Origin of the sequence: Rhizobium sp. CCGE 510 (assembly GCF_000292525.1) — a bacterium.
GTDB lineage: Bacteria > Pseudomonadota > Alphaproteobacteria > Rhizobiales > Rhizobiaceae > Rhizobium.
Genome location: NZ_AEYF01000044.1, coordinates 550,268 through 569,922 on the forward strand (window position 1 = coordinate 550,268; position 19,655 = coordinate 569,922).

The 19,655-nt window shown below is 61.5% G+C and carries 21 protein-coding genes; 11 read left to right on the top strand and 10 right to left on the bottom strand.

What is annotated here, in order from left to right; translation table 11 throughout:
• The first annotated feature begins 39 nt into the window (after positions 1-39).
• The 3 genes from cysK (at position 40) to RCCGE510_RS22750 (ending at position 2,468) form a co-directional block, all read left to right on the top strand.
• Complete coding sequence (cysK, locus tag RCCGE510_RS22745; RefSeq protein WP_007633858.1) at positions 40-1,002, top strand: cysteine synthase A; 963 nt, start codon at positions 40-42, stop codon at positions 1,000-1,002.
• A 579-nt stretch (positions 1,003-1,581) separates the two neighbouring features.
• Positions 1,582-1,752, top strand: a complete 171-nt coding sequence (locus tag RCCGE510_RS34870) for a hypothetical protein (RefSeq protein ID WP_157179932.1) — start codon at positions 1,582-1,584, stop codon at positions 1,750-1,752.
• Between the two features lie 32 nt (positions 1,753-1,784).
• Entirely contained in the window at positions 1,785-2,468 is a 684-nt protein-coding gene (locus RCCGE510_RS22750; protein ID WP_007633859.1) for a hypothetical protein, read from the top strand.
• A 19-nt stretch (positions 2,469-2,487) separates the two neighbouring features.
• Here RCCGE510_RS22750 and RCCGE510_RS22755 read toward each other — a convergent pair whose 3' ends face one another.
• From RCCGE510_RS22755 to RCCGE510_RS22775, 5 genes are all read right to left on the bottom strand, one after another.
• The gene (locus tag RCCGE510_RS22755) at positions 2,488-4,020 is read right to left on the bottom strand and encodes a YifB family Mg chelatase-like AAA ATPase (protein ID WP_007633860.1); all 1,533 of its coding nucleotides are present in this window, start codon (positions 4,018-4,020) and stop codon (positions 2,488-2,490) included.
• Positions 4,021-4,195: 175 nt separating this feature from the next.
• Positions 4,196-5,143 (bottom strand): glutathione synthase, encoded by a 948-nt coding sequence (gshB, locus tag RCCGE510_RS22760; protein WP_007633862.1) that lies wholly within the window; start codon positions 5,141-5,143, stop codon positions 4,196-4,198.
• Between the two features lie 137 nt (positions 5,144-5,280).
• Positions 5,281-6,303 carry an ABC transporter permease gene (locus tag RCCGE510_RS22765; protein WP_007633863.1) on the bottom strand — a complete coding sequence of 341 codons (1,023 nt, stop codon included), beginning with the start codon at positions 6,301-6,303 and terminating at the stop codon, positions 5,281-5,283.
• Positions 6,287-7,807, bottom strand: coding sequence for a sugar ABC transporter ATP-binding protein (locus RCCGE510_RS22770; RefSeq protein ID WP_037079558.1), 1,521 nt, complete (start codon positions 7,805-7,807; stop codon positions 6,287-6,289). Before RCCGE510_RS22770 ends, RCCGE510_RS22765 begins: the two co-directional genes overlap by 17 nt.
• Positions 7,808-7,964: 157 nt before the next feature.
• The gene (locus RCCGE510_RS22775) at positions 7,965-8,948 is read right to left on the bottom strand and encodes a sugar ABC transporter substrate-binding protein (RefSeq protein WP_007633867.1); all 984 of its coding nucleotides are present in this window, start codon (positions 8,946-8,948) and stop codon (positions 7,965-7,967) included.
• A 335-nt stretch (positions 8,949-9,283) separates the two neighbouring features.
• On the opposite strand from RCCGE510_RS22775, the gene RCCGE510_RS22780 reads away from it, so the two are divergent.
• Entirely contained in the window at positions 9,284-10,294 is a 1,011-nt protein-coding gene (locus tag RCCGE510_RS22780; RefSeq protein ID WP_007633870.1) for a LacI family DNA-binding transcriptional regulator, read from the top strand.
• Positions 10,295-10,395: 101 nt separating this feature from the next.
• Here the strand turns inward: RCCGE510_RS22780 and RCCGE510_RS22785 are convergent, their stop codons facing one another.
• From RCCGE510_RS22785 to RCCGE510_RS22800, 4 genes are all read right to left on the bottom strand, one after another.
• Entirely contained in the window at positions 10,396-10,899 is a 504-nt protein-coding gene (locus RCCGE510_RS22785; protein WP_007633872.1) for a cupin domain-containing protein, read from the bottom strand.
• Between the two features lie 112 nt (positions 10,900-11,011).
• Complete coding sequence (locus tag RCCGE510_RS22790; RefSeq protein ID WP_007633874.1) at positions 11,012-11,380, bottom strand: YraN family protein; 369 nt, start codon at positions 11,378-11,380, stop codon at positions 11,012-11,014.
• Complete coding sequence (gene rsmI, locus RCCGE510_RS22795) at positions 11,370-12,287, bottom strand: 16S rRNA (cytidine(1402)-2'-O)-methyltransferase (protein WP_007633876.1); 918 nt, start codon at positions 12,285-12,287, stop codon at positions 11,370-11,372. The genes RCCGE510_RS22790 and rsmI overlap by 11 nt, the downstream gene beginning before the upstream one ends.
• Complete coding sequence (locus RCCGE510_RS22800) at positions 12,280-12,441, bottom strand: hypothetical protein (protein WP_007633878.1); 162 nt, start codon at positions 12,439-12,441, stop codon at positions 12,280-12,282. Before RCCGE510_RS22800 ends, rsmI begins: the two co-directional genes overlap by 8 nt.
• A 92-nt stretch (positions 12,442-12,533) precedes the next feature.
• Between RCCGE510_RS22800 and dnaN the strand changes: the two genes are divergently transcribed.
• The 7 genes from dnaN to RCCGE510_RS22835 all read left to right on the top strand — a co-directional run bounded on the left by dnaN (position 12,534) and on the right by RCCGE510_RS22835 (position 18,036).
• Positions 12,534-13,652, top strand: a complete 1,119-nt coding sequence (gene dnaN, locus RCCGE510_RS22805) for a DNA polymerase III subunit beta (protein ID WP_007633880.1) — start codon at positions 12,534-12,536, stop codon at positions 13,650-13,652.
• A gap of 53 nt (positions 13,653-13,705) precedes the next feature.
• The gene (locus RCCGE510_RS22810) at positions 13,706-14,617 is read left to right on the top strand and encodes a DUF72 domain-containing protein (RefSeq protein WP_007633882.1); all 912 of its coding nucleotides are present in this window, start codon (positions 13,706-13,708) and stop codon (positions 14,615-14,617) included.
• A gap of 95 nt (positions 14,618-14,712) precedes the next feature.
• Complete coding sequence (pmtA, locus tag RCCGE510_RS22815; protein ID WP_007633884.1) at positions 14,713-15,312, top strand: phospholipid N-methyltransferase PmtA; 600 nt, start codon at positions 14,713-14,715, stop codon at positions 15,310-15,312.
• A gap of 1 nt (position 15,313) precedes the next feature.
• On the top strand, positions 15,314-15,895 hold the full coding sequence (locus RCCGE510_RS22820; RefSeq protein WP_007633885.1) for a histidine phosphatase family protein: 582 nt from the start codon (positions 15,314-15,316) through the stop codon (positions 15,893-15,895).
• A gap of 6 nt (positions 15,896-15,901) precedes the next feature.
• Entirely contained in the window at positions 15,902-16,609 is a 708-nt protein-coding gene (gene pyrF, locus RCCGE510_RS22825) for an orotidine-5'-phosphate decarboxylase (RefSeq protein ID WP_007633887.1), read from the top strand.
• A 26-nt stretch (positions 16,610-16,635) separates the two neighbouring features.
• A complete protein-coding gene (locus tag RCCGE510_RS22830) occupies positions 16,636-16,923 on the top strand; it encodes a DUF1330 domain-containing protein (protein WP_003544731.1) in 288 nt (95 codons plus the stop codon).
• 132 nt (positions 16,924-17,055) lie between these two features.
• Positions 17,056-18,036, top strand: coding sequence for a complex I NDUFA9 subunit family protein (locus RCCGE510_RS22835; RefSeq protein ID WP_007633889.1), 981 nt, complete (start codon positions 17,056-17,058; stop codon positions 18,034-18,036).
• A gap of 669 nt (positions 18,037-18,705) precedes the next feature.
• On the opposite strand, the gene RCCGE510_RS22840 is transcribed toward RCCGE510_RS22835, so the two are convergent.
• On the bottom strand, positions 18,706-19,503 hold the full coding sequence (locus RCCGE510_RS22840) for an undecaprenyl-diphosphate phosphatase (protein WP_007633890.1): 798 nt from the start codon (positions 19,501-19,503) through the stop codon (positions 18,706-18,708).
• Between the last annotated feature and the right edge of the window lie 152 nt (positions 19,504-19,655).

Genomic DNA, 19,655 nt, shown 5'->3' on the forward strand with positions numbered 1-19,655 from the left:
TCCTCGATTTCAGAAGCAGGATTTCAAAGGGAGTCACTCATGTCGCACAAGCCCGGCCGCGGCCGCATCTATTCCTCGATCACCGAGACCATCGGCAACACGCCGCTCGTGCGCTTCGACAAGCTGGCGCGGGAAAAGGGCGTGGTGGCGAACCTGATCGGCAAGCTCGAATTCTTCAACCCGATCGCCTCGGTCAAGGACCGCATCGGCGTGGCGATGATCGAAAGCCTGGAAGCGCAGGGCAAGATCACCCCTGGGAAGACGGTGCTGATCGAGCCGACCTCCGGCAATACCGGCATCGCGCTCGCCTTTGCCGCCGCCGCCAAGGGTTACCGGCTGATCCTGACCATGCCGGAAACCATGTCGGTCGAGCGCCGTAAGATGCTGGCGCTGCTCGGCGCCGAGCTGGTGCTGACCGAGGGACCGAAGGGCATGAAGGGCGCCATCGCCAAGGCCGAGGAACTGGCGGAGTCGCTGCCCGACGCCATCATTCCGCAGCAGTTCGAAAACCCCGCCAATCCCGAAATCCACCGCAAGACCACGGCCGAGGAAATCTGGAACGACACCGACGGCACGGTCGATATTGTTGTCTCCGGCATCGGCACCGGTGGCACGATCACCGGCGTCGGCCAGGTGCTGAAAAGCCGTAAACCGGAAATCCAGATCATCGCCGTCGAGCCCGCCGATTCACCGATCCTCTCCGGCGGCAATCCCGGCCCGCACAAGATCCAGGGCATCGGCGCCGGCTTCGCCCCAAAAATCCTCGACACCGGCATCTATGACGAGGTGGTCACCGTCACCAATGACGAGGCCTTCGAACAGGCGCGCCTGGTCGCAAGGCTCGAAGGCGTGCCGGTGGGGATCTCTTCGGGTGCGGCACTGGCCGCCGCCATCAAGGTCGGCAGCCGACCGGAGAATGCCGGCAAGAACATCGTCGTGATCATTCCGTCCTTTGCGGAGCGTTATCTTTCGACGGCGCTGTTTGAAGGGCTGGGGAGTTGAGGCTGGCTTTCCCCGGGGCTTCTCCGGTCATCTAATCTCCGCAGAGTATCGGGGCGCTTCGGCGCCCTGTCAGGCTGTTGACAATGTCGGTCAAGTTCTTTCGTCATGCTCGGCACAAGGGCGGAGGTGTCCTCTTCAGAGCGCTCCGCTCCACAATTCTCTATCGGATAATATCTGCTTTCACGAAAGCAGTAGGCAGCATCAAACCCCTATCGATTTTTTATCGAATTGTTGGGTTTGATGCGTCATTCGACCTAGCTGTGCAATTGCGTCAAAGCACAATTCGAACGAGCTATTTTGAGAGGATGTAAGGTGGCGGTCTATCTTCCCAATCCGGTAACCGAGGCCTGATACATCGAACTGATGGACAAGGAGGCTTATGATAGCGCAGTCGTAGCAAACGACGTCATGTTCTATACGGGCACGAGGAAACACGAAGAGCTATCGAAGTACGACCGTCGCGACCCAAACATCTACATGCCGGCTTTCAAAGATGCGATCAAGGAAGCGAAGAAGTGCGCAAAAGCCTAATTTTCTTACTCTTTCACGGATTTCAGCGAAGATGATTTCCGCGACATCGTGGTCGCGATCAAGAACAGATACATCGAACACAAAGGCTCTCATATCGCTGCTATTAAAATCGAGCGCAGTGATGGCGACGCGCGCGCTTTGATCGTTGTGCATTTTGCCGACGACGAGAATGCAGCGGCTTGGCAGAAGAAGTATGAGAATCAAGAGATGAACGACTAATTTCGGTCGAGGCCAAACCCGAGAGGTACCAGATGAAAGATCCCGTTCGTATCGGTGCTCTCGTAGCAGCGCCAATTCTCTTGGCGCTGTTCGTCTATTTTCTGTTTATCGACGCGCCCGGTCGTTACACTGCTGTTGGTTTTATGATCGCCTTCGCCGTATTGGCGACCCGCTTACGCGACTTAAAGAATCTGGACTTCGGCACGACCGGCATTAAAGCGGAACTTGAACAGAAATTGGCGGAAGCTCAGGCGACCATCACACAGTTACAGCGGATAGCCGAGCTGTTCGGGAAAATCAGTGTCGAGCAGATTTCGATGAGCAACCGAATGACCGGTCTGTCCTCCGAGAAAAAGCGCGAGTTCATATCCAACATCAATAGTGAACTGAGGGCAATTGGCATTCCTGACGAACGCGTGAAGGATGCAATTTCTTCGCAACGAGCCTTCGACATCTACGACTACTATTGGTGGGTTTCTCAGGCGCTTCAGGCAAATCCATCGCTGAGCGAATTCGAGGCGTTCAAGAATTTCCATCAGGAATTCCCACACGTGGATATCGGCTCGACCCCTTCGCCGTCAGAAGTCTCGGCATATCTGGCGCGTTACGGCATCACGCAGGGTGAAGGTATCGAGCGGCTGAAAGACTGGAGACACTACGAGGAAACTGGCCAACATCGTCGCGTGAAACTGTGGGATGCACGACACTATTCGTGAGTGCTTCAGCGCCTCTTCCTTACGCCGCCGCCGTCAACCTCTCACCAGCGATCCTATAGGAGATCGCTTCGGCCAGATGCAGGCGGCCGACGGTCGGTTTGCCGTCGAGATCGGCGAGGGTGCGGGCGACCTTGAGGACGCGGTGGTAGCCGCGGGCGGAGAATTTCATTTTTTCGGCAGCGTCGCGCAGCAGTTGCAGGCCGCCGGCGTCGGGTTCGGCGAGTTTCTCGATCATTGCGGTGGAGCAGCGGGCATTGGTGCCTATGCCCTTGGCGCCGGCGGCCTCGAAACGCTGCTGCTGCAATTCGCGGGCGCGGGCAACGCGGCGGGCGACGTCGGCGCTGGCTTCGGCCGCCATCGGCCGGATCAGATCGGCGGCGGAGACGGCCGGAACGTCGATGCGGATATCGATGCGATCCATCAGCGGGCCGGAGATGCGGGCCTGGTAATCGCTCATGCAGCGCGGGCCGCGGGCGCAGGTACGACCGGGTTCGCCGGCCATGCCGCAGCGGCAGGGATTCATTGCTGCGATCAGCTGGAATTTCGCCGGATAGGAGACGCGGTGATTGGCACGGGCGATGACGCACTCGCCGCCTTCGAGCGGCTGGCGCAGCGCATCGAGCGCCTGCGGGGTGAATTCGGGAAATTCGTCGAGGAAGAGCACGCCGTGATGGGCAAGCGAGGCCTCGCCGGGACGGGCGCGGATGCCGCCGCCGACCAGCGCCGCCATGGTGGCGGAATGATGCGGGGTGCGAAACGGCCGGCGGTCGGACAGCTTACCGCCGGAGAGCTGGCCGGCGATCGAATGGACCATCGAAACCTCGAGCAGTTCGGCGGCCGACAGCGGCGGCAGGATCGACGGCAGTCGTGCCGCCAGCATCGACTTGCCGGAGCCGGGAGGCCCGACCATCAAGAGATTATGGCCGCCGGCGGCCGCCACTTCGAGCGCCCGCTTGGCGCTTTCCTGGCCCTTGATCTCGGCGAGATCCGGCAGGTTGGCGGCATTGGCGCGGATCGACGCTTCCGGCCTGGACAGCACCTGCGTGCCGCGGAAATGATTGGCAAGGGCAATCAGGCTGCGGGGGGCGAGAATATTGACCTCGGCGCCGGCCCAGGCGGCCTCTGCGCCGCTTTCGGCCGGGCAGATCAGCCCCTTGCCGAGCCCATTGGCGCCGATCGCCGCCGGCAGCGCGCCTGAAATGGCGGCAATCGTGCCGTCGAGGTTAAGTTCGCCGACGACGACATAGTCCGCCAACGCATCGGCGGGGATGGCGCCGAGCGCGGCCATCAAGGCCAGCGCGATCGGCAGGTCGAAATGCGAGCCTTCTTTCGGCAGATCGGCCGGCGCCAGATTGACCGTTACCCGCTTGGCCGGCAGCGCCAGGCCGGAGGCGTGAAGGGCCGCTTGCACACGCTCGCGGCTTTCGGCCACCGCCTTGTCAGGCAGGCCGACGATCTGCATGCCGACCTTGCCGGGAGCGACCATGACCTGAACCTCGACCGGCACACCTTCGATGCCCTGAAATGCCACCGTACTGACACGCGCGACCATAAACCCATCCCCCTGCCCGCAAACTCTTATACCGCCTGCAACCCGTCAGGGCCAGCAGTTGCAATCTGGCATGGGAGCAGGAATAAAACAAGAACAATGAAGGAACGAAGTCGGAGATAGACTGTGACCGGGGTTGTGCCCGGTCACAGCAAGCACGTGAGGTCGCGCGGCAGGATCAGCCGCGCTTGCGCTCGATCGCATCCCAGAGCAGGCTTGCGATATCGGCGCCGCCGAACTTCTTGACCTCGCGGATGCCTGTCGGCGAGGTGACGTTGATCTCGGTCATGTAATCGCCGATCACATCGATGCCGACGAGCAGGAAGCCGCGTTCTCTGAGCGCCGGGCCGATACGGTCGCAGATCTCCTGTTCGCGCGCCGTCAGCTCGGTCGCCTCGGCGCGGCCGCCGACATGCATGTTGGAGCGGCTGTCATGCTCGGCCGGCACGCGGTTGATGGCGCCGGCGAATTCGCCGTCGACCAGAATGATGCGTTTGTCGCCCTTGCGCACGTCGGGCAGATATTGCTGGGCGATGAAGGGCTCGCGGAACAGCTGGCCGAACATCTCCAGCAGCGACGAGAGATTGCGGTCGTCGCGGGTCGAATGGAAGACGCCGGCGCCACCATTGCCATAAAGCGGCTTCAGGATGATATCGCCCATCTCGTCGCGGAAGCGGCGGATTTCGGCGGCATCCTTGGTGATCAGCGTCTTCGGCATCAGGTCGGCGAATTCGGTGACGAAGATTTTTTCCGGCGAATTGCGTACCCAGGCCGGATCGTTGACGACCAGCGTCTTCGGGTGGATGCGCTCGAGCAGATGCGTCGAGGTGATATAGGCCATGTCGAAGGGCGGGTCCTGGCGCAGCAGCACCACGTCCATGGTGGAGAGATCTACGCGCTCCGGGGCGCCAAGCTCGAAGTGATCACCCTTGACGTCGCGCAGCAGCATCGGCTCGACGCTGGCATAGAGATTGCCGTCGCGGAAGCTCAGGCGCTCGGGCGTGTAATGGAACAGCCGGTAGCCGCGGGCCTGGGCTTCCAGGCTCATGGCGAAGGTGGAATCGCCTGCGATATTGATGCCGGCGACATGGTCCATCTGGACCGCTACATTGGTGATCTTGGCCATTTCCGTCCCTCGCTGAATGCCGGACAGATGTAGGTCGGAGAGATATCAAACGCAACGGCCAATCAGGGACTTCCGGCGCTACAGCGCCGCGCGTCTTTCCAGACGCACAAGCGGCGCTGCAGGAGCTTGAATGCTGATCACCGGGTTTCGAGGATGCGCATCAATCGGCCCCGATAGCTGTCGAGAATGACGGCAAGCACGATGACGGCGCCGATGACGATCGGCTTGATATTATCGTCGGCGCCCAGCAGCTGCAATCCGGTCGACAGGACCTGCAGAATGCAGGCGCCGACCAGCGTGCCGATGATCGAGCCTTTGCCGCCCGAGAGGCTGGTGCCGCCGATGATGACGGCGGCGATGGCATTCAGCTCGTAGCCGATGCCGGCAACCGGGCTGCCGACATTGAGGCGGAGCAAATAGACCATGGCGGCGATGCCGGCGGTCAGCCCGGAAATGGTGAAGACCGCGATCTTGTATTTTTTCGGCTGATGTCCGGAGAGCCGGACAGCCTCTTCATTGGTGCCGATGGCGAAGACGAAACGGCCGAAGACGGTGTAGCGCAGCACGAACCAGCCGATGAGGACGACGGCGACCGCAATCAGGAAGATCGATGGGAGTATGCCCCAGAAGATCAGGTTGCCGAAATCGACGAAGGGCTGCGGCAGGCCGGTGATGGTCGAATTGTCACTGACGACGCGGGCCAGGCCGCTGGCGACGTTGAGCATGCCAAGCGTGACGATGAAGGAGGGAAGCTTCCACTTCTCGCAGATCCAGCCGTTGACGGCGCCAAGCACAGCACCGGTGCCCATCGAAGCCAGGCAAGCGAGAACAATCGCCTGCCAGGGCGAAAAGGCCGGATTGATCATGATCGTTGCGCCGATCACCGTGCAAAGCGCAAGCAGCGAACCCACCGAAAGATCGATGCCGCCGACCAGGATGACGAAGGTCATTCCGGCAGCAAGGACGGTGTTGATGGCAATCTGCACGAAGATCTTCAGGAAATTCTCCGGCGTGGCGAAATAGGGCGCCGTCGCCGAGAAAAACGCCAGGATCAGAATGAGGGCAATGGCGACGCCCGCTTCCTTCATCGAGATCCGGATCAGCTTGTCCCAGAAGCGCGCCTCTTTTGCCTCGGTCTGTTTTTCAATGTTGGCGGACACGACTGTACTCCTTGTAGGCGAGCGACAGGATCCTGCTCTCGTCAAATTGTTCGCGAGCGATTTCGCCGGATATTTTGCCGTCGGAGAAAACGATGATGCGATGGCAAATGCCGATCAGCTCCGGCAGGTCCGAAGATACCACCAGCACACCTTTTCCTTCGGCGGCAAATTTCCACAACAGCTCGTAAATCTCCGCCTTGGCACCGACATCGATGCCGCGGGTCGGCTCATCGAAGATCAGCACCTTGGGGCCGCGGAACAGCCATTTGGCAATGACGACCTTTTGCTGGTTGCCGCCGGAAAAAGTCCTCACCGCCTGATGGATGGAGGGGGTCTTGATCCGCAGCTCACGCACCAGCCGCTGGGCGTGATCATCCTCCGTTTTGCTGCTGATCAGGCCGTTGCGGGAGATCTTGGCGAGGTCGGTAATGGTGGCGTTTTCGGCGCAGCTCATGTCGAGCATCAGGCCCTGCATCTTGCGGTCTTCGGTTGCCAGGCAAAGGCCGGCGGCAACGGCATCCCTCGGTGAATTGATTTCGACTGGCTGGCCATTCAGGCGGATTTCGCCTGATGCCTTGAGGTCGGCGGCGAAGAGAGCGCGAACCGCCTCGGTGCGGCCGCTGCCGACAAGGCCGGCAATGCCGACGATCTCGCCCTTGGCGACGGAAAAGGACAGTTCCGGACTATTGCGCGTCACCTTCAGGCCGGAAACGCCGAGCGCTTCGCCTGATACGATGCTGTCGCCTTTGAAAATGCCGTGATCGGAAAGCTTGCGCCCGACCATCAGTTCGACGATGTCTGGGATCGCCAATCCTGCCAGCGGACGGGTGATCACGTGCTGGCCGTCGCGCAGCACCGTCACATCGTCACCGACGTCGAAGATCTCCTCCAGCCGGTGCGAGATATAGAGCGTGGTGACACCACGCCGCTTCAGGCGCTTCAAAATTTCGAAGAGACGATCGACCTCCTTGGAGGTCAGGGTTGCCGTCGGTTCATCGAGAACGAGAAGCTTGCTTTCGTAACAAAGCGCCTTGGCGATCTCGACCAGCTGCAGCTGCGCGACGCTGAGGCTGCTTGCCAGCGTCGTCGGGGCGACGTCGAGGCCGACCTCTTCGAGGAGTTCGGCCGCCCTGGCGTTCATCGCCTTATAGTTCACCAGGCCGTAGCGGCGCGGCAGATGTTCGAACAGCAGGTTTTCGGCCACCGTCAGGTTGGACAGCGGGTGCAGCTCCTGGTGAATGACGCGGATGCCGGCCCGGAACGCTTCCAGCGGCGAGGAGGGATGGTAGGGCTTGCCGTCAAATAGAATATGGCCGTCATCCGGCCTGAAGACGCCGCCGAGCAGATTGATCAGCGTCGACTTTCCGGCCCCATTTTCGCCGAGGAGAACATGCCCCTTGCCGCGGCCGACCCGCATCGAGACATCCTTGAGCGCCACGACGCCGGGGAAGCGCTTGCCGATCCCTTCCAGTCTCAGGATGTCGTCATCTGCTGCGTCTGACACGTCGACCTCATGCACGATTAGGCGATCCTCCACGAGAGGCGCATCGGAGAGGCTCGCAAGCAAGCCTCGTCCGGAGCGATCAACGCGTCGATCGGCGGGTGGTCGTTGGCGCCGGCAGCAAGCCGGCGCCTCTTTGCCTTGTCGTCGGTAATCCCGATTATTTCAGATCGGCTGCCGTGACGAGCTTGACGTCGGTCTTGACCCAGCCGGTGAATTTTTCGCCGGCAAGTTCGCGCATGCCATAGTCGATGCCCATGACGGCCATCTGCGCGCCGTACTGTTCGACGGTGGCGAGCATCTTGCCATCCTTGATCAGCGGCTGAACGGGCGGGATGTTGTCGAAGCCGACAACCTTGATCTTGCCGGCCTGGCCGGCCGCATCGAGAGCCTTGACGACGCCGAGGGCCATCGAGTCGTTGGCGGCCATGACGCCCTTGATATCCTTATATTTCGTCAGGAAATTGGTCATGACGGTGTTGGCTTCCTCGGTCTCCCAATGGGCGGTCTTGCTGTCGAGAAGCTCAAGCTTGCCTGACTTGATGGAGCCCATGAAGCCTTCCTTGCGTTCCTTGCCATTGTCGGCCTCGGGGTTGCCCTCGAGGATGACCACCTTGGCGCCGGGTCCGAGATCCTTGGCAAGCGCATCGCCGGCAAGCTTTGCGCCTTCCTTGTTGTCAGGCCCGAAGAAAGCCAGATCGATACCGGCCTTCTTCTTGGCCTCGGCATCGAGCGGCACGTCGATGTTGATGACCTTGACGCCGGCCTTGACGGCCTTTGCCAGCGGCGTGGCCATCGCCTTTGAATCGGCCGGTGCTACGACGATGATATCGTATTTCTGGGTGACGAAGTTCTCGACGGCGTCGACCTGCGAGGCGAAGTCACGCTCGTCCTTCATGCCGACGGCCTTGAAATCGAACTTGTCCTTGTTTTCGGCGGCATATTTGTCGGCGCCGGCCTTCATCTGCTTAAAGAACTCATTCGACAGGGATTTCATGATCAGGCCGACCTTCGGCTTCTCGGCCGCAAAGGCCGGCGACACGCTGCAGGACAGCGCCAGCACCAAGCTGCCGGCAAGGCCGAACTTCAGGGCCGCACGGCGCGGTGCATTGATCAACACGGATTCACGCTTAAAATTGGACATTTTTTCCTCCCGAACGGCTCAGGGCTCAGCTCCATCTGAGTTGCCCGCGGCAAATGAACCGTTTCCAACACGCATTGGGTAGCATGCCCCTATGAATTGTCAAGATGCCTTTGATGAGGCAAGTAGCTCAAAGAAGCGGCAATATTCGGCTCCTTGGTGGCGTGTATGATGAACCGGTTCCATTGAGTGACCCATTGCCGTCGTGCTATGAGAGATGGCCATGATGAGTGACGTGCCGCCCTTTGACTGGGGCGGCAAAGACCGTTAGCTGGAAGCCGCGGTCAGGCGCCCTCGGGCGTTTGCGAAGGCGAAGATGAAGGGCAACTGTTTCTGTCATGTCGAAAGTCGGGATTAGAGAGGTTGCCACGCTTGCGGGCGTTTCCACCGGCACCGTTTCGAGGGTTTTGAACGATCATCCCTCGGTGACCAAGGAGTTGCGGGCGCGTGTCACCGGGATCATCAAAGACCTCGGCTATATGCCCGACCCGTCGGCGCGAAGCATGCGCAGCAAGGTCAGCCGCCTGATCGGCATCGTCATTCCGGATCTGACCAATCCGTTCTTCTCGGAACTTGTGCAATCGGCGGAACAGGCGGCGGCCAATCACGGCTACAATATCATCGTCATGACCTCGCTTGATCATGCCGCCAAGGAAGCCGATCGCATCCGGCAGCTGACGAGCCGCAAGGTCGACGGGATCATCCTCGTTCCGAGCAATGATTTCCATACGATCAAGCTGCCGAAGGGATTGCCGATCGTCGTCGTCGACCGTCTAATGCCCGGATATTCCGGCATTGCCGCCGATCACCGTAATGGCGTTCGCCTTGGCGTCGAGCATCTTGTCAAGCTCGGACATCGCCGCATCGGCTTCATCTCAGGGCCTGGACATTCCGTCCCCGCCAACGATCGCCTCATGGGGTATCTCGATGCACTGGAGCAGATGGACGGCGGCGCAAAGATGGCAGGGCCGCCCCTGATTGCCGAGGCGGCCTTCGACTATGAGAGCGGTCGTTCGGCGGGAAATTACCTTCTGGCCCGGGCCCGCAACGAGCGGCCGACGGCGATCTTTGCAAGTTCGGACCAGCAGGCAATCGGCTGCATGCGGGCCGCGCATGATCTCGGAATCCCGATCCCTGCCGCGCTCTCGATCATGGGCTTCGACGGTATCCCGCTCGCCAGCATGACGACGCCGCGGCTGACGACGGTAAAGCAGCCGATTCAAGACGTGGCCGCGGCCGCGGTGGCCGTTCTGTTGAACAAGCAGACCGCGCCCGAACTCGACAATCCGATCCTGTTTGCCTGCGAGGTTCTAAACGGCGAAACGACCGCCCCGCCGCAGCCGGATTAAAAGCAATTCCAGGAAAAGTGTGAAGCGGTTTTCCCAGGCAAAGCGCGAAGCGCTTTTGCCGGGAATTGCGTAAAAACAAAAAGCACAACTCGCAGCACTACTTAGGCGGCGATGCCCTGGTTGCCGCTATTGCGCAGCATGTTGCGCAGGCGATAGGCGATCGCCAAGGGCTTGGGAAACGGCTTGCGCAGGAAGGCGACCTTGCGGACATAATTGTCGACCCGCCAGCTCGCCCAGGTCCCGCCGGCGAAAAAGGCGACGTCGCCGGCGCATAGCGTTCGTTCAGTGCCGTCCTCGGCGGTGATATGGACCTCGCCTTCGAGGATCATCACCGTCTCGTCCCAGCCGAAGCGCCAGCGGAATTCGCCTGATGTGCAGTCCCAGATCGCCGTCAGCGAGGCCTCGTCATGGCCGCGCGAATGTTCGGCGGTGCGGGCCTGCGGATTGCCGCTGACGATCCAGTCCGGATTGATCGGCGAAGGCTTGAGCGGCAGCAGGTCGCTTGCATGGGCGACGAAAGATTTCCCGGCCGGCTTTACCACGGCATAAGGCACCGAGCGCGCGGCCATGGCGACCGCACTTGCAAGCATCAGCTTCCAAGCCATGAAATAACCCCCAATTGTTACCCTTGCCGAGGGGGTAGCAGACAGTCGTAAGAAGCTGGTTCACGCGGGCGTTAAAATTTTAACAATCGGGAAAGCCAATGGTCGCAAGAAGTCAGAAAGCGTCTTGAAAGTGCCGCGGCAGCCGGCCGGGGGTGACCGCGACGATATCATAGCGCTGGGAAAGACGGGCCTGATCAACCTGGCGGGCGAGCCAGAGATCGCTTGCCGCCCGTATTCGTTTTTGGGCAGAGACAGAGACGGCGTCGACGGCTGCGGCCTCGCCATGGCGGGCCTTGACCTCGACGAAGACGGCAAGATCGCCCTTGCGGGCGATGATATCGATCTCGCCGAGCCGGGTGCGGTGGCGCAGCGCCAGGATGCGGTAACCCTTCAGCATCAGAAAAACGGCGGCGACATATTCCGACATCAGGCCCCGGCGCAGCGCCTTCTTTCGGATGGCGGTGCGCTCATTATCGCCCATCGGCGCCCTTCAGCTCCAGCAGGCGCTGGTAGAGCACCTTGCGCGGCAGGCCGGTGAGACGGGCCGCCTCGGTTGCGGCCTTGGCCGTCGGCATGGTTTTGACGAGATCGGCGAGCACGGCCTCGACATCGGCCTCCGGTGTCTCGACCGGCTCCGGGGGACCGACGACGAGGACGATCTCGCCCTTGACGTTTTCCACCTGCTGGTAATGCGCGGCAAGCTCGCCAAGCGTGCCGCGGCGGAATTCCTCATAGGTCTTGGTCAGCTCGCGACAGACGGAAGCCGGCCGGCTGCTGCCCAGCACATCGGCGGCGGCGAGAAGCGTGGCGCCGATGCGGTGCGGCGATTCAAAGAAGATCAGCGTCGCCGGGGCTGCGGCAAATTCACCAAGACGATCGCGGCGGGCCTTGTCCTTGACCGGCAGGAAACCGGCAAACAGAAAGGCATCGTTCGGCAGGCCGGAGCCGACAAGGGCTGCGAGCGGGGCCGAGGCGCCGGGAATGGGGATGACGCGGTGACCGGCCGTAATCGCCTGCTGTGCCAGCCGATAACCGGGATCGGAAACCAGCGGCGTGCCGGCATCCGACACCAGCGCCACCGAGCGGCCGGCCTCCAGCGCCTGGATGAGCCGCGGGCCGGCCTCATCGGCATTATATTCGTGATAGGCGAAGGGACGGTTCTGGATGCCGTAGCGGTCGAGCAGCACGCGGGTGACGCGCGTATCCTCGCAGGCGAGCACATCGGCGCCGGCCAGCGTTTCCAGCGCCCGCAGCGTGATATCGCCGAGATTGCCGATCGGCGTGGCGACGAGATAAAGCGCCGGCTCCAGCGGCCGCGCCGGCACCGCCATATTGTGCAGGCGGAAGCTTCGCCGGGTGGCGGCCTGCTCTGTGGTTTCCTCATTCATGCCATTTGCTTTCGTCCGCCGTCATCGCGCCTTTATGGGCGAGCCGCACGGCTTCGGCAAGGGTTCGGATTTCTGTGAGCATTGCGCCGGAAAACCGCAAATCCAGGCACTTGGCCCTGCATGCCTCTTGCAAAGCGATGCTGAAGTCTGCCATTTTGCCCGTCCACTCCCCCGGCCCAGGCCGGGACAGCATTCTTCGGGTGCTCGATGCGCCCGGACAGTCACGGTCGAAAGCGGTAGCATCCCATGCGTATTACTATTGAGCGGTCAAACCTGTTGAAATCGCTGAACCACGTGCACCGCGTGGTCGAACGTCGCAACACCATCCCGATCCTGTCAAACGTATTGCTGAAGGCCGACGGCCAGAACCTCGACATGAAGGCGACCGACCTCGACCTCGAGATTACCGAGGCGACGCCGGCAAACGTCGAGCAGGCCGGCGCCACCACCGTTCCCGCCCATCTTCTCTACGACATCGTGCGCAAGCTTTCTGACGGATCGGAAGTGCTGCTGGCGACCAGCCCCGACGGCGGCTCGATGACCGTGCAGTCCGGCCGCTCGAAGTTCTCGCTGCAGTGCCTGCCGCAATCGGACTTCCCGGATCTGACCGCCGGCACCTTCACGCATTCCTTCAAGCTGAAGGCGGCCGATCTGAAGATGCTGATCGACCGCACGCAGTTCGCGATCTCGACGGAGGAGACGCGCTATTATCTCAACGGCATCTTCTTCCACACGATCGAGAGCAAGGGCGACCTGAAGCTCAGGGCGGTCGCCACCGACGGCCATCGGCTGGCGCGCGCCGATGTCGATGCGCCCTCAGGCTCCGAAGGCATGCCCGGCATCATCATTCCACGCAAGACGGTCGGCGAGTTGCAGAAGCTGGTCGACAATCCCGAGGTGATGGTGACCGTCGAGGTCTCCGACGCCAAGATTCGCCTGACGATCGGCTCGATCGTCATGACCTCGAAACTGATCGACGGCACCTTCCCGGACTACCAGCGTGTCATCCCGACGGGCAACGACAAGGAAATGCGCGTCGACTGCACGACCTTCGCCCAGGCCGTCGACCGCGTCTCGACGATTTCCTCCGAACGCGGCCGCGCCGTGAAGCTGGCGCTGTCGGAGGGGCAGCTGATGCTGACCGTCAACAATCCGGATTCCGGCAGTGCGACTGAGGAAGTTGCCGTCGGCTATGACACGGATGCGATGGAAATCGGCTTCAATGCCAAATACCTGCTCGACATCACCGCGCAGCTTTCCGGCGAAGAAGCGATCTTCCTGCTGGCTGATGCCGGCTCGCCGACGCTGATCCGCGACACGGCGGGCGACGATGCGCTCTACGTGCTGATGCCGATGCGGGTCTGACGGGAACGAAGGCCACCCGTCTCCGTTTTTCCTCCTGTGATGCGGAGGGTCCGATGATGACAAAGACGGGAATGGTGCGCATCGGCGTGTCCGGCTGGACTTATGCGCCCTGGCGCGGTCAATTCTACCCGGAGGATCTGCCGCAGAAGCAGGAACTCTCCTACGCCGCCCGACACTTCCCGTCGATCGAGATCAACGGTACCTTCTACAGTCTGCAGCGTTCCGAAAGCTTCGGCCGCTGGCGCGACGAAACGCCCGATGATTTCGTCTTCGCGGTCAAGGGGCCGCGCTTCATCACCCATATGCTACGGCTCAACGAGATCGAGACGGCGCTCGCCAATTTCCTTGCCTCCGGCCTGTTGCGGCTCGGCCCCAAGCTCGGGCCGATCCTCTGGCAATTTCCACCGAACATGGCCTTCGATCCCGATCTCTTCGAAAATTTCCTGGCGCTGCTGCCGCAGGACGGCGATGCGGCGATAGCACTCGCCAAGCGGCATGACGGGCATGTCAAAGGACGGGCCTGGCTTCGAAGCGACGGCGATCAGCCGATCCGCCACGCGCTCGAAATCCGCCACGACAGCTTCCGCTCTGCCGCCTTCATCGAGATGCTGAGACGTCATAACGTCGCGCTCGTCTGCGCCGACACGGTGGAATGGCCGCTGCTGATGGATGTCACCGCCGATTTCATCTATTGCCGCCTGCATGGCTCCGAACAGCTCTATGTCAGCGGCTATGAGGACGAGGCCCTCGACCTCTGGGCAGACCGGATCCGCGCCTGGGCAACCGGCGGAGAACCGGAGAATGCGACGCGGGTGCTGGCGCCGCTTACAACGCGCAACACGGGCCGCGACGTTTATCTCTATTTCGACAATACCGACAAGAAGCTGCGCGCGCCGATCGACGCCGATCATCTAAGCGAGAGGCTTGCCGATCTCATGCCGCGTTCGGCGCCGAAAGCCGCATGAGCTGTTGACGCCGATGTCCTTGTTGCGAAAATCCTTGTCCCGGGAGCGACAACCGGCATATTAAGGGCTTCGATCAACGTGCGGATGGGTGGAGAATGCGCTTACGGGTCAAGGTGAAGGAACACCTCGGGAAGAAATTCGATGAGGAAATCCGTTTCTTCCGGGTCATGATGCAGGGGCCGAAGACGGTGGGCTCGATCGTGCCGACCTCCTCGATTACCGCCAAGCGCATGGCAAGCGTCATCGACATGCATTCCGGCCTGCCGGTGCTCGAACTCGGGCCGGGCACCGGCGCCATCACCAAAGCCATACTCGGCCGCGGTGTGAAGCCGGACAATCTGGTCGCGATCGAATATTCGACGGATTTCCACCAGCATCTGCAGCGCGCCTATCCCGGCGTGCACTTCATCAACGGCGATGCCTTCGATCTCAAGGCGACACTCGGCGAATTCGGCGACCGGACGTTCGACTGCGTCATCTCGTGTATTCCGCTGCTGAACTTCCCGATGGCGATGCGCGTCTCGCTGCTCGAAAGCCTGCTCGACCGCCTGCCTCCCGGCCGGCCGGTGGTGCAGATTTCCTACGGCGCGATCTCGCCGATCGCCGCCAATCCTGATCGCTACCATATTCAGCACTTCGACTTCGTCATGCGCAACATTCCGCCGGCGCAGCTCTGGATCTACCGGCGCGGCTGAGATGTTCGGGATCTACATCACCCATCCGCAAGTCAAGATCGATGCCAACGTGCCGGTGCCGAAATGGGGGCTTTCCGATGTCGGCGCGGCGCGGGCCCGCAAGGCTGCGGAGAGCGGCTGGGCGAGGCAGTTGCGGCGCATCATCTCCAGCGACGAGACGAAGGCGATCGAGACGGCCGAAATCCTGGCGGAAGCCGCCGGCGTGACGATCGAGATCGTCCACGGCATGCACGAGAACGACCGCTCGGCCACCGGCTTCCTGCCGCCGCCGCAATTCGAAGAGGCTGCCAACTGGTTCTTCGCCCATCCGGAGGAGAGCTTCAAAGGCTGGGAACGCGCCGTCGACGCGCAGGCCCGCATCGTTGCGGCGGTGAAGACCGTTCTTGCCACGCATGATGCGACAGCGCCGATCGCCTTCGTCGGTCATGGCGGCGTCGGCACGCTGCTCAAATGCGCCCTGGCGGGCCGACCGATTTCCCGCGACCGCGACCAGCCGGGCGGCGGCGGCAATCTCTATGCTTTCGGCCTTGCGGATCTGGCCCTGACATGCGACTGGACACCCATCGAAGACAGGCGGGGGTGACTTCAAATGGACGCACGCGAGCGGTTGATCGTCGGCCTGGATGTTCCAACGATCGACGAGGCGGAAAGACTGGTTTCAACGCTCGGCGACGACATTCTCTTTTACAAGATCGGCTATCAGCTGGTCTTTGCCGGCGGCCTTGAATTCGCCCGCGACCTTGCCGCAAGCGGCAAGAAAGTCTTTCTCGACATGAAGCTGCTCGACATCGACAACACGGTTGCCTCAGGCGTCGAGAACATCGCCAAGATGGGCATGTCGATGCTGACGCTGCATGCCTATCCGAAGGCGATGAAGGCAGCAGTCGAAGCAGCGGCGGGCTCCGGCCTCTGCCTGCTCGGCGTCACCGTGCTGACCTCGATGGATGCGGAGGACCTCGCCGATGCCGGCTACAGCCACGATCCGCACAGCCTGGTGCTGCGCCGTGCCGGACAGGCGCGCACCGCCGGCATGGGCGGCATCGTCTGCTCGGCGGCCGAGGCGGCCGAGGTGCGCGAGATCGTCGGAGCCGACATGGCAATCGTCACCCCCGGCATTCGTCCGACCGGCAGCGACCACGGCGACCAGAAGCGGGTGATGACGCCTTTCGATGCGCTGAAGGCGGGAGCCACTCATCTCGTCGTCGGCCGGCCGATCGTCAAAGCGCCCGACCCCCAGCAGGCCGCCCGCGCGGTCCTCAGCGAGATGGTGACGGCGCTCTGGCCAGCAAATCGCTGAGAATTTCACGATAAAGGGAGAAGACAATGGCCAAAGGATACTGGATCGCCCGCGTCGATGTTCGCGATGCCGAGCGCTACAAGGATTACGTGGCGGCGGCGAAGCCCGCCTTCGAAAAATACGGCGCGAATTTCCTGGCGCGCGGCGGCGCCTTCACCGAGCTCGAGGGCAAGGCACGCGTGCGCAACGTAGTGATCGAATTCCCCTCGATGCAGCATGCGGTCGACTGCTACAATTCGCCTGAATACCAGATCGCCGCGAAAATCCGCCAGGAAGTGGCGGATGCGGAAATGGTCGTCGTCGAGGGCGTCTAGAGCCCGTGCGTCGTTTCTGACGCAACTTCGCATCTGCAAAAACCGACAGTGCGATAGGCCTTCCCGTCGCGCCGGGATTGGGCTAAGACGGAGCCGATACAGCATCCCGCCAAGCCTTTCGAGGAGCCTGCCATGACCCTTGCCAACCTGCCGCCGCTCGTCACCGTGTTCGGAGGATCCGGCTTTGTGGGCAGGCACGTGGTTCGGGCGCTGGCCAAACGCGGTTACAATATCCGCGTCGCCGTGCGCCGTCCCGATCTCGCCGGTTTCCTGCAGCCGCTCGGCAATGTCGGCCAGATCTCCTTTGTGCAGGCGAACCTGCGTTATCGCAGCTCGATCGACCGCGCCGTCGACGGCGCAAGCCACGTCGTCAACTGCGTCGGCATTTTACACGAGACCGGCCGCAACACCTTCGACGCCGTGCAGGAATTCGGCGCCCGCGCAGTTGCCGAAGCGGCGCGCGGCGCAGGCGCCACGCTCACCCATATTTCGGCGATCGGCGCCAATGCCAATTCCGAGTCCGGCTATGGCCGCACCAAGGGCCGCGCCGAAACCGCCATCCTCTCCATCAAGCCGGATGCGGTGATCTTGCGTCCGTCGATCGTCTTCGGACCGGAGGACAGCTTCTTCAACAAGTTTGCCGATATGGCCCGCATGTCGCCGATCCTGCCGCTCGTCGGCGGCGGCAAGACGAAATTCCAGCCCGTCTATGTCGAGGATATCGCCGAGGCCGTCGCCCGCGCCGTCGATGGCAAGGTCGCCGGCGGCAAGGTCTATGAGCTTGGCGGGCCTGAGGTGCTGAGTTTCCGCGAATGTCTCGAGACAATGCTGAAGGTGACGTGCCGCAAGAACCCGCTGGTCTCCCTGCCCTTCAGCGTCGCTTCGCTGATCGGCAGCATCGTTTCGCTGATCCCCTTCGTGACGCCGCCGATCACGCCGGACCAGGTGCGCATGCTGAAACACGACAACATCGTCTCCGCAGCAGCCGAGGCGGAAGGCCGCACCCTGAAGGGCCTCGGCATCACGCCGACCATGGCAGCGTCGGTGCTCGACTCCTATCTCGTGCATTATCGGCCGCACGGCCAGTATACCGGCACCGGCAAGGCCGCCTGACCAATTTTTGATTTTCGGAACGACGCCGTTCGCGCATGACGCGGACGGCGTTTTGCTTTGCCGGCTCAAGCAAAGCTGGCACAAGTTTGAAATGTTGTTGTGCCGGCCATACCAAGTGCAGTTGCATAAAAGACGCATCGGAAATTTTGTGGAATTAACGCCAAATTTAGCAGGAACGTTTATTGCTATTTGCCATTCCACTGACTACCAAACCCGCGCGTCTTCCAACGGACTCAACGCCCGGGATCGCGTGCGGCATTCACTGTGAAAGGCATTTCTCGATGGGCAAGTCAATCGCGCTCCTTTTTGCGTGTGCGGCGCTAATTATCCTGGCAGGCTCCTTTGTGGCGCCAGGTTCTGTCGCGGCGGTAAAGGGTGATTGCTCGCCGGCCTACGGCGTCGATCCCTGCTCGACGGCTTCGATCAGCCATTGACGAAAAGGCCGGGCTCGGTGCCGGCCTCACAAAGACAAGCAGCGGCCGGAGCGTCTGCAGCAGACGTTCCCAAATGAACGCTCGGTCTTGCCCGCTTCGAAAACAGCGGGCGCATATCCTCTCCATATTGCCTGTCTGAAAAAACGGCGCCCGCCGACAATCGGGTGATTGTTCGAAGCCCGACAGAGCATTTGCATCCGCGCGGGTTGCGCGAATGCAAAGCTGAACGAAGGTCTCAGGCGATCAGGCCGGTTGCCGCCATGCCGAGCAGCAAGACGCCGAGAATGATGCGGTAGACGGCAAACAGCGTAAAGCGGTTGCTTCTGATATAGGCGAGCAGCCATTTGACGGCGACAAACGCAACGACCGTGGAGACGACGAAGGCGATGCCGAGTGCCGTCCAGTCTTCGTTTGCCGCACCGCCATCCTTAAAGGTCTTCAGCAATTCATAGCCGCTTGCGGCATACATTGTGGGGATGCCGACGAGAAAGGCGAATTCGGTTGCTGCGGCGCGGTTGCCGGTGCCGGCGAGCATGGCGACGAAAATCGTTGCGCCGGAGCGCGAGGTTCCCGGGAAGACGCCGGCAACGATCTGGGCGATGCCGACCAGGATGGCGACAAGCCAGGTGATCTCCTTATGGGGGGCTTTGCGCGCCGCGGCCCACTCGGCAAAGATCATCCAGAAACCGCCGATGATGAGCGCCCAGGCGATCGGCGTCGCCGTCTCCGGCAGTTCGAAGCCGAGCTTTTTGACGATAAGTCCGAGAATTGCGGTGATGAGAAAGGCGACGATCAGCTTGGCGGCATAATCGCGGTTCTCAGGCACCCGCCAGCCAAGCACCAGATCCAGCAGGCGACGCCAGTAAATGATGGTGACAGCAAGGATGGCGCCGGCCTGAATGACGATGTTGAACATGTCCGAGCGGTGGCCGAGCCATTGCTCGGCAATGATCAGATGGCCGGTGCTCGAGATCGGCAGAAACTCGGTGATCCCCTCGATGACACCGAGAATGGCAGCATTGATATAGTCCATACATTGTCTCCGGTTTAAAATTCGGTCGGGCCCGATCGCTTGGGTCGATCAGGCCGCCGCTTCCATTCGTTCGTTAGACCGTATCTCGCCATTGTCAGATGGCGTAAAATCCGATTCGCTTGTATTGGCCGGGCCAAACTCCTATAGCTTCA

Excerpts from the sequence above, each read along its gene's own strand:
- cysK (WP_007633858.1), top strand. The coding sequence starts at position 40 with ATGTCGCACAAGCCCGGCCGCGGCCGCATCTATTCCTCGATCACCGAG.
- RCCGE510_RS22750 (WP_007633859.1), top strand. The coding sequence starts at position 1,785 with ATGAAAGATCCCGTTCGTATCGGTGCTCTCGTAGCAGCGCCAATTCTC.
- RCCGE510_RS22755 (WP_007633860.1), bottom strand. The coding sequence starts at position 4,020 with ATGGTCGCGCGTGTCAGTACGGTGGCATTTCAGGGCATCGAAGGTGTG.
- gshB (WP_007633862.1), bottom strand. The coding sequence starts at position 5,143 with ATGGCCAAGATCACCAATGTAGCGGTCCAGATGGACCATGTCGCCGGC.
- RCCGE510_RS22775 (WP_007633867.1), bottom strand. The coding sequence starts at position 8,948 with ATGTCCAATTTTAAGCGTGAATCCGTGTTGATCAATGCACCGCGCCGT.
- RCCGE510_RS22780 (WP_007633870.1), top strand. The coding sequence starts at position 9,284 with ATGTCGAAAGTCGGGATTAGAGAGGTTGCCACGCTTGCGGGCGTTTCC.
- RCCGE510_RS22785 (WP_007633872.1), bottom strand. The coding sequence starts at position 10,899 with ATGGCTTGGAAGCTGATGCTTGCAAGTGCGGTCGCCATGGCCGCGCGC.
- RCCGE510_RS22790 (WP_007633874.1), bottom strand. The coding sequence starts at position 11,380 with ATGGGCGATAATGAGCGCACCGCCATCCGAAAGAAGGCGCTGCGCCGG.
- rsmI (WP_007633876.1), bottom strand. The coding sequence starts at position 12,287 with ATGAATGAGGAAACCACAGAGCAGGCCGCCACCCGGCGAAGCTTCCGC.
- RCCGE510_RS22800 (WP_007633878.1), bottom strand. The coding sequence starts at position 12,441 with ATGGCAGACTTCAGCATCGCTTTGCAAGAGGCATGCAGGGCCAAGTGC.
- dnaN (WP_007633880.1), top strand. The coding sequence starts at position 12,534 with ATGCGTATTACTATTGAGCGGTCAAACCTGTTGAAATCGCTGAACCAC.
- RCCGE510_RS22810 (WP_007633882.1), top strand. The coding sequence starts at position 13,706 with ATGATGACAAAGACGGGAATGGTGCGCATCGGCGTGTCCGGCTGGACT.
- pmtA (WP_007633884.1), top strand. The coding sequence starts at position 14,713 with ATGCGCTTACGGGTCAAGGTGAAGGAACACCTCGGGAAGAAATTCGAT.
- RCCGE510_RS22820 (WP_007633885.1), top strand. The coding sequence starts at position 15,314 with ATGTTCGGGATCTACATCACCCATCCGCAAGTCAAGATCGATGCCAAC.
- pyrF (WP_007633887.1), top strand. The coding sequence starts at position 15,902 with ATGGACGCACGCGAGCGGTTGATCGTCGGCCTGGATGTTCCAACGATC.
- RCCGE510_RS22830 (WP_003544731.1), top strand. The coding sequence starts at position 16,636 with ATGGCCAAAGGATACTGGATCGCCCGCGTCGATGTTCGCGATGCCGAG.
- RCCGE510_RS22835 (WP_007633889.1), top strand. The coding sequence starts at position 17,056 with ATGACCCTTGCCAACCTGCCGCCGCTCGTCACCGTGTTCGGAGGATCC.
- RCCGE510_RS22840 (WP_007633890.1), bottom strand. The coding sequence starts at position 19,503 with ATGGACTATATCAATGCTGCCATTCTCGGTGTCATCGAGGGGATCACC.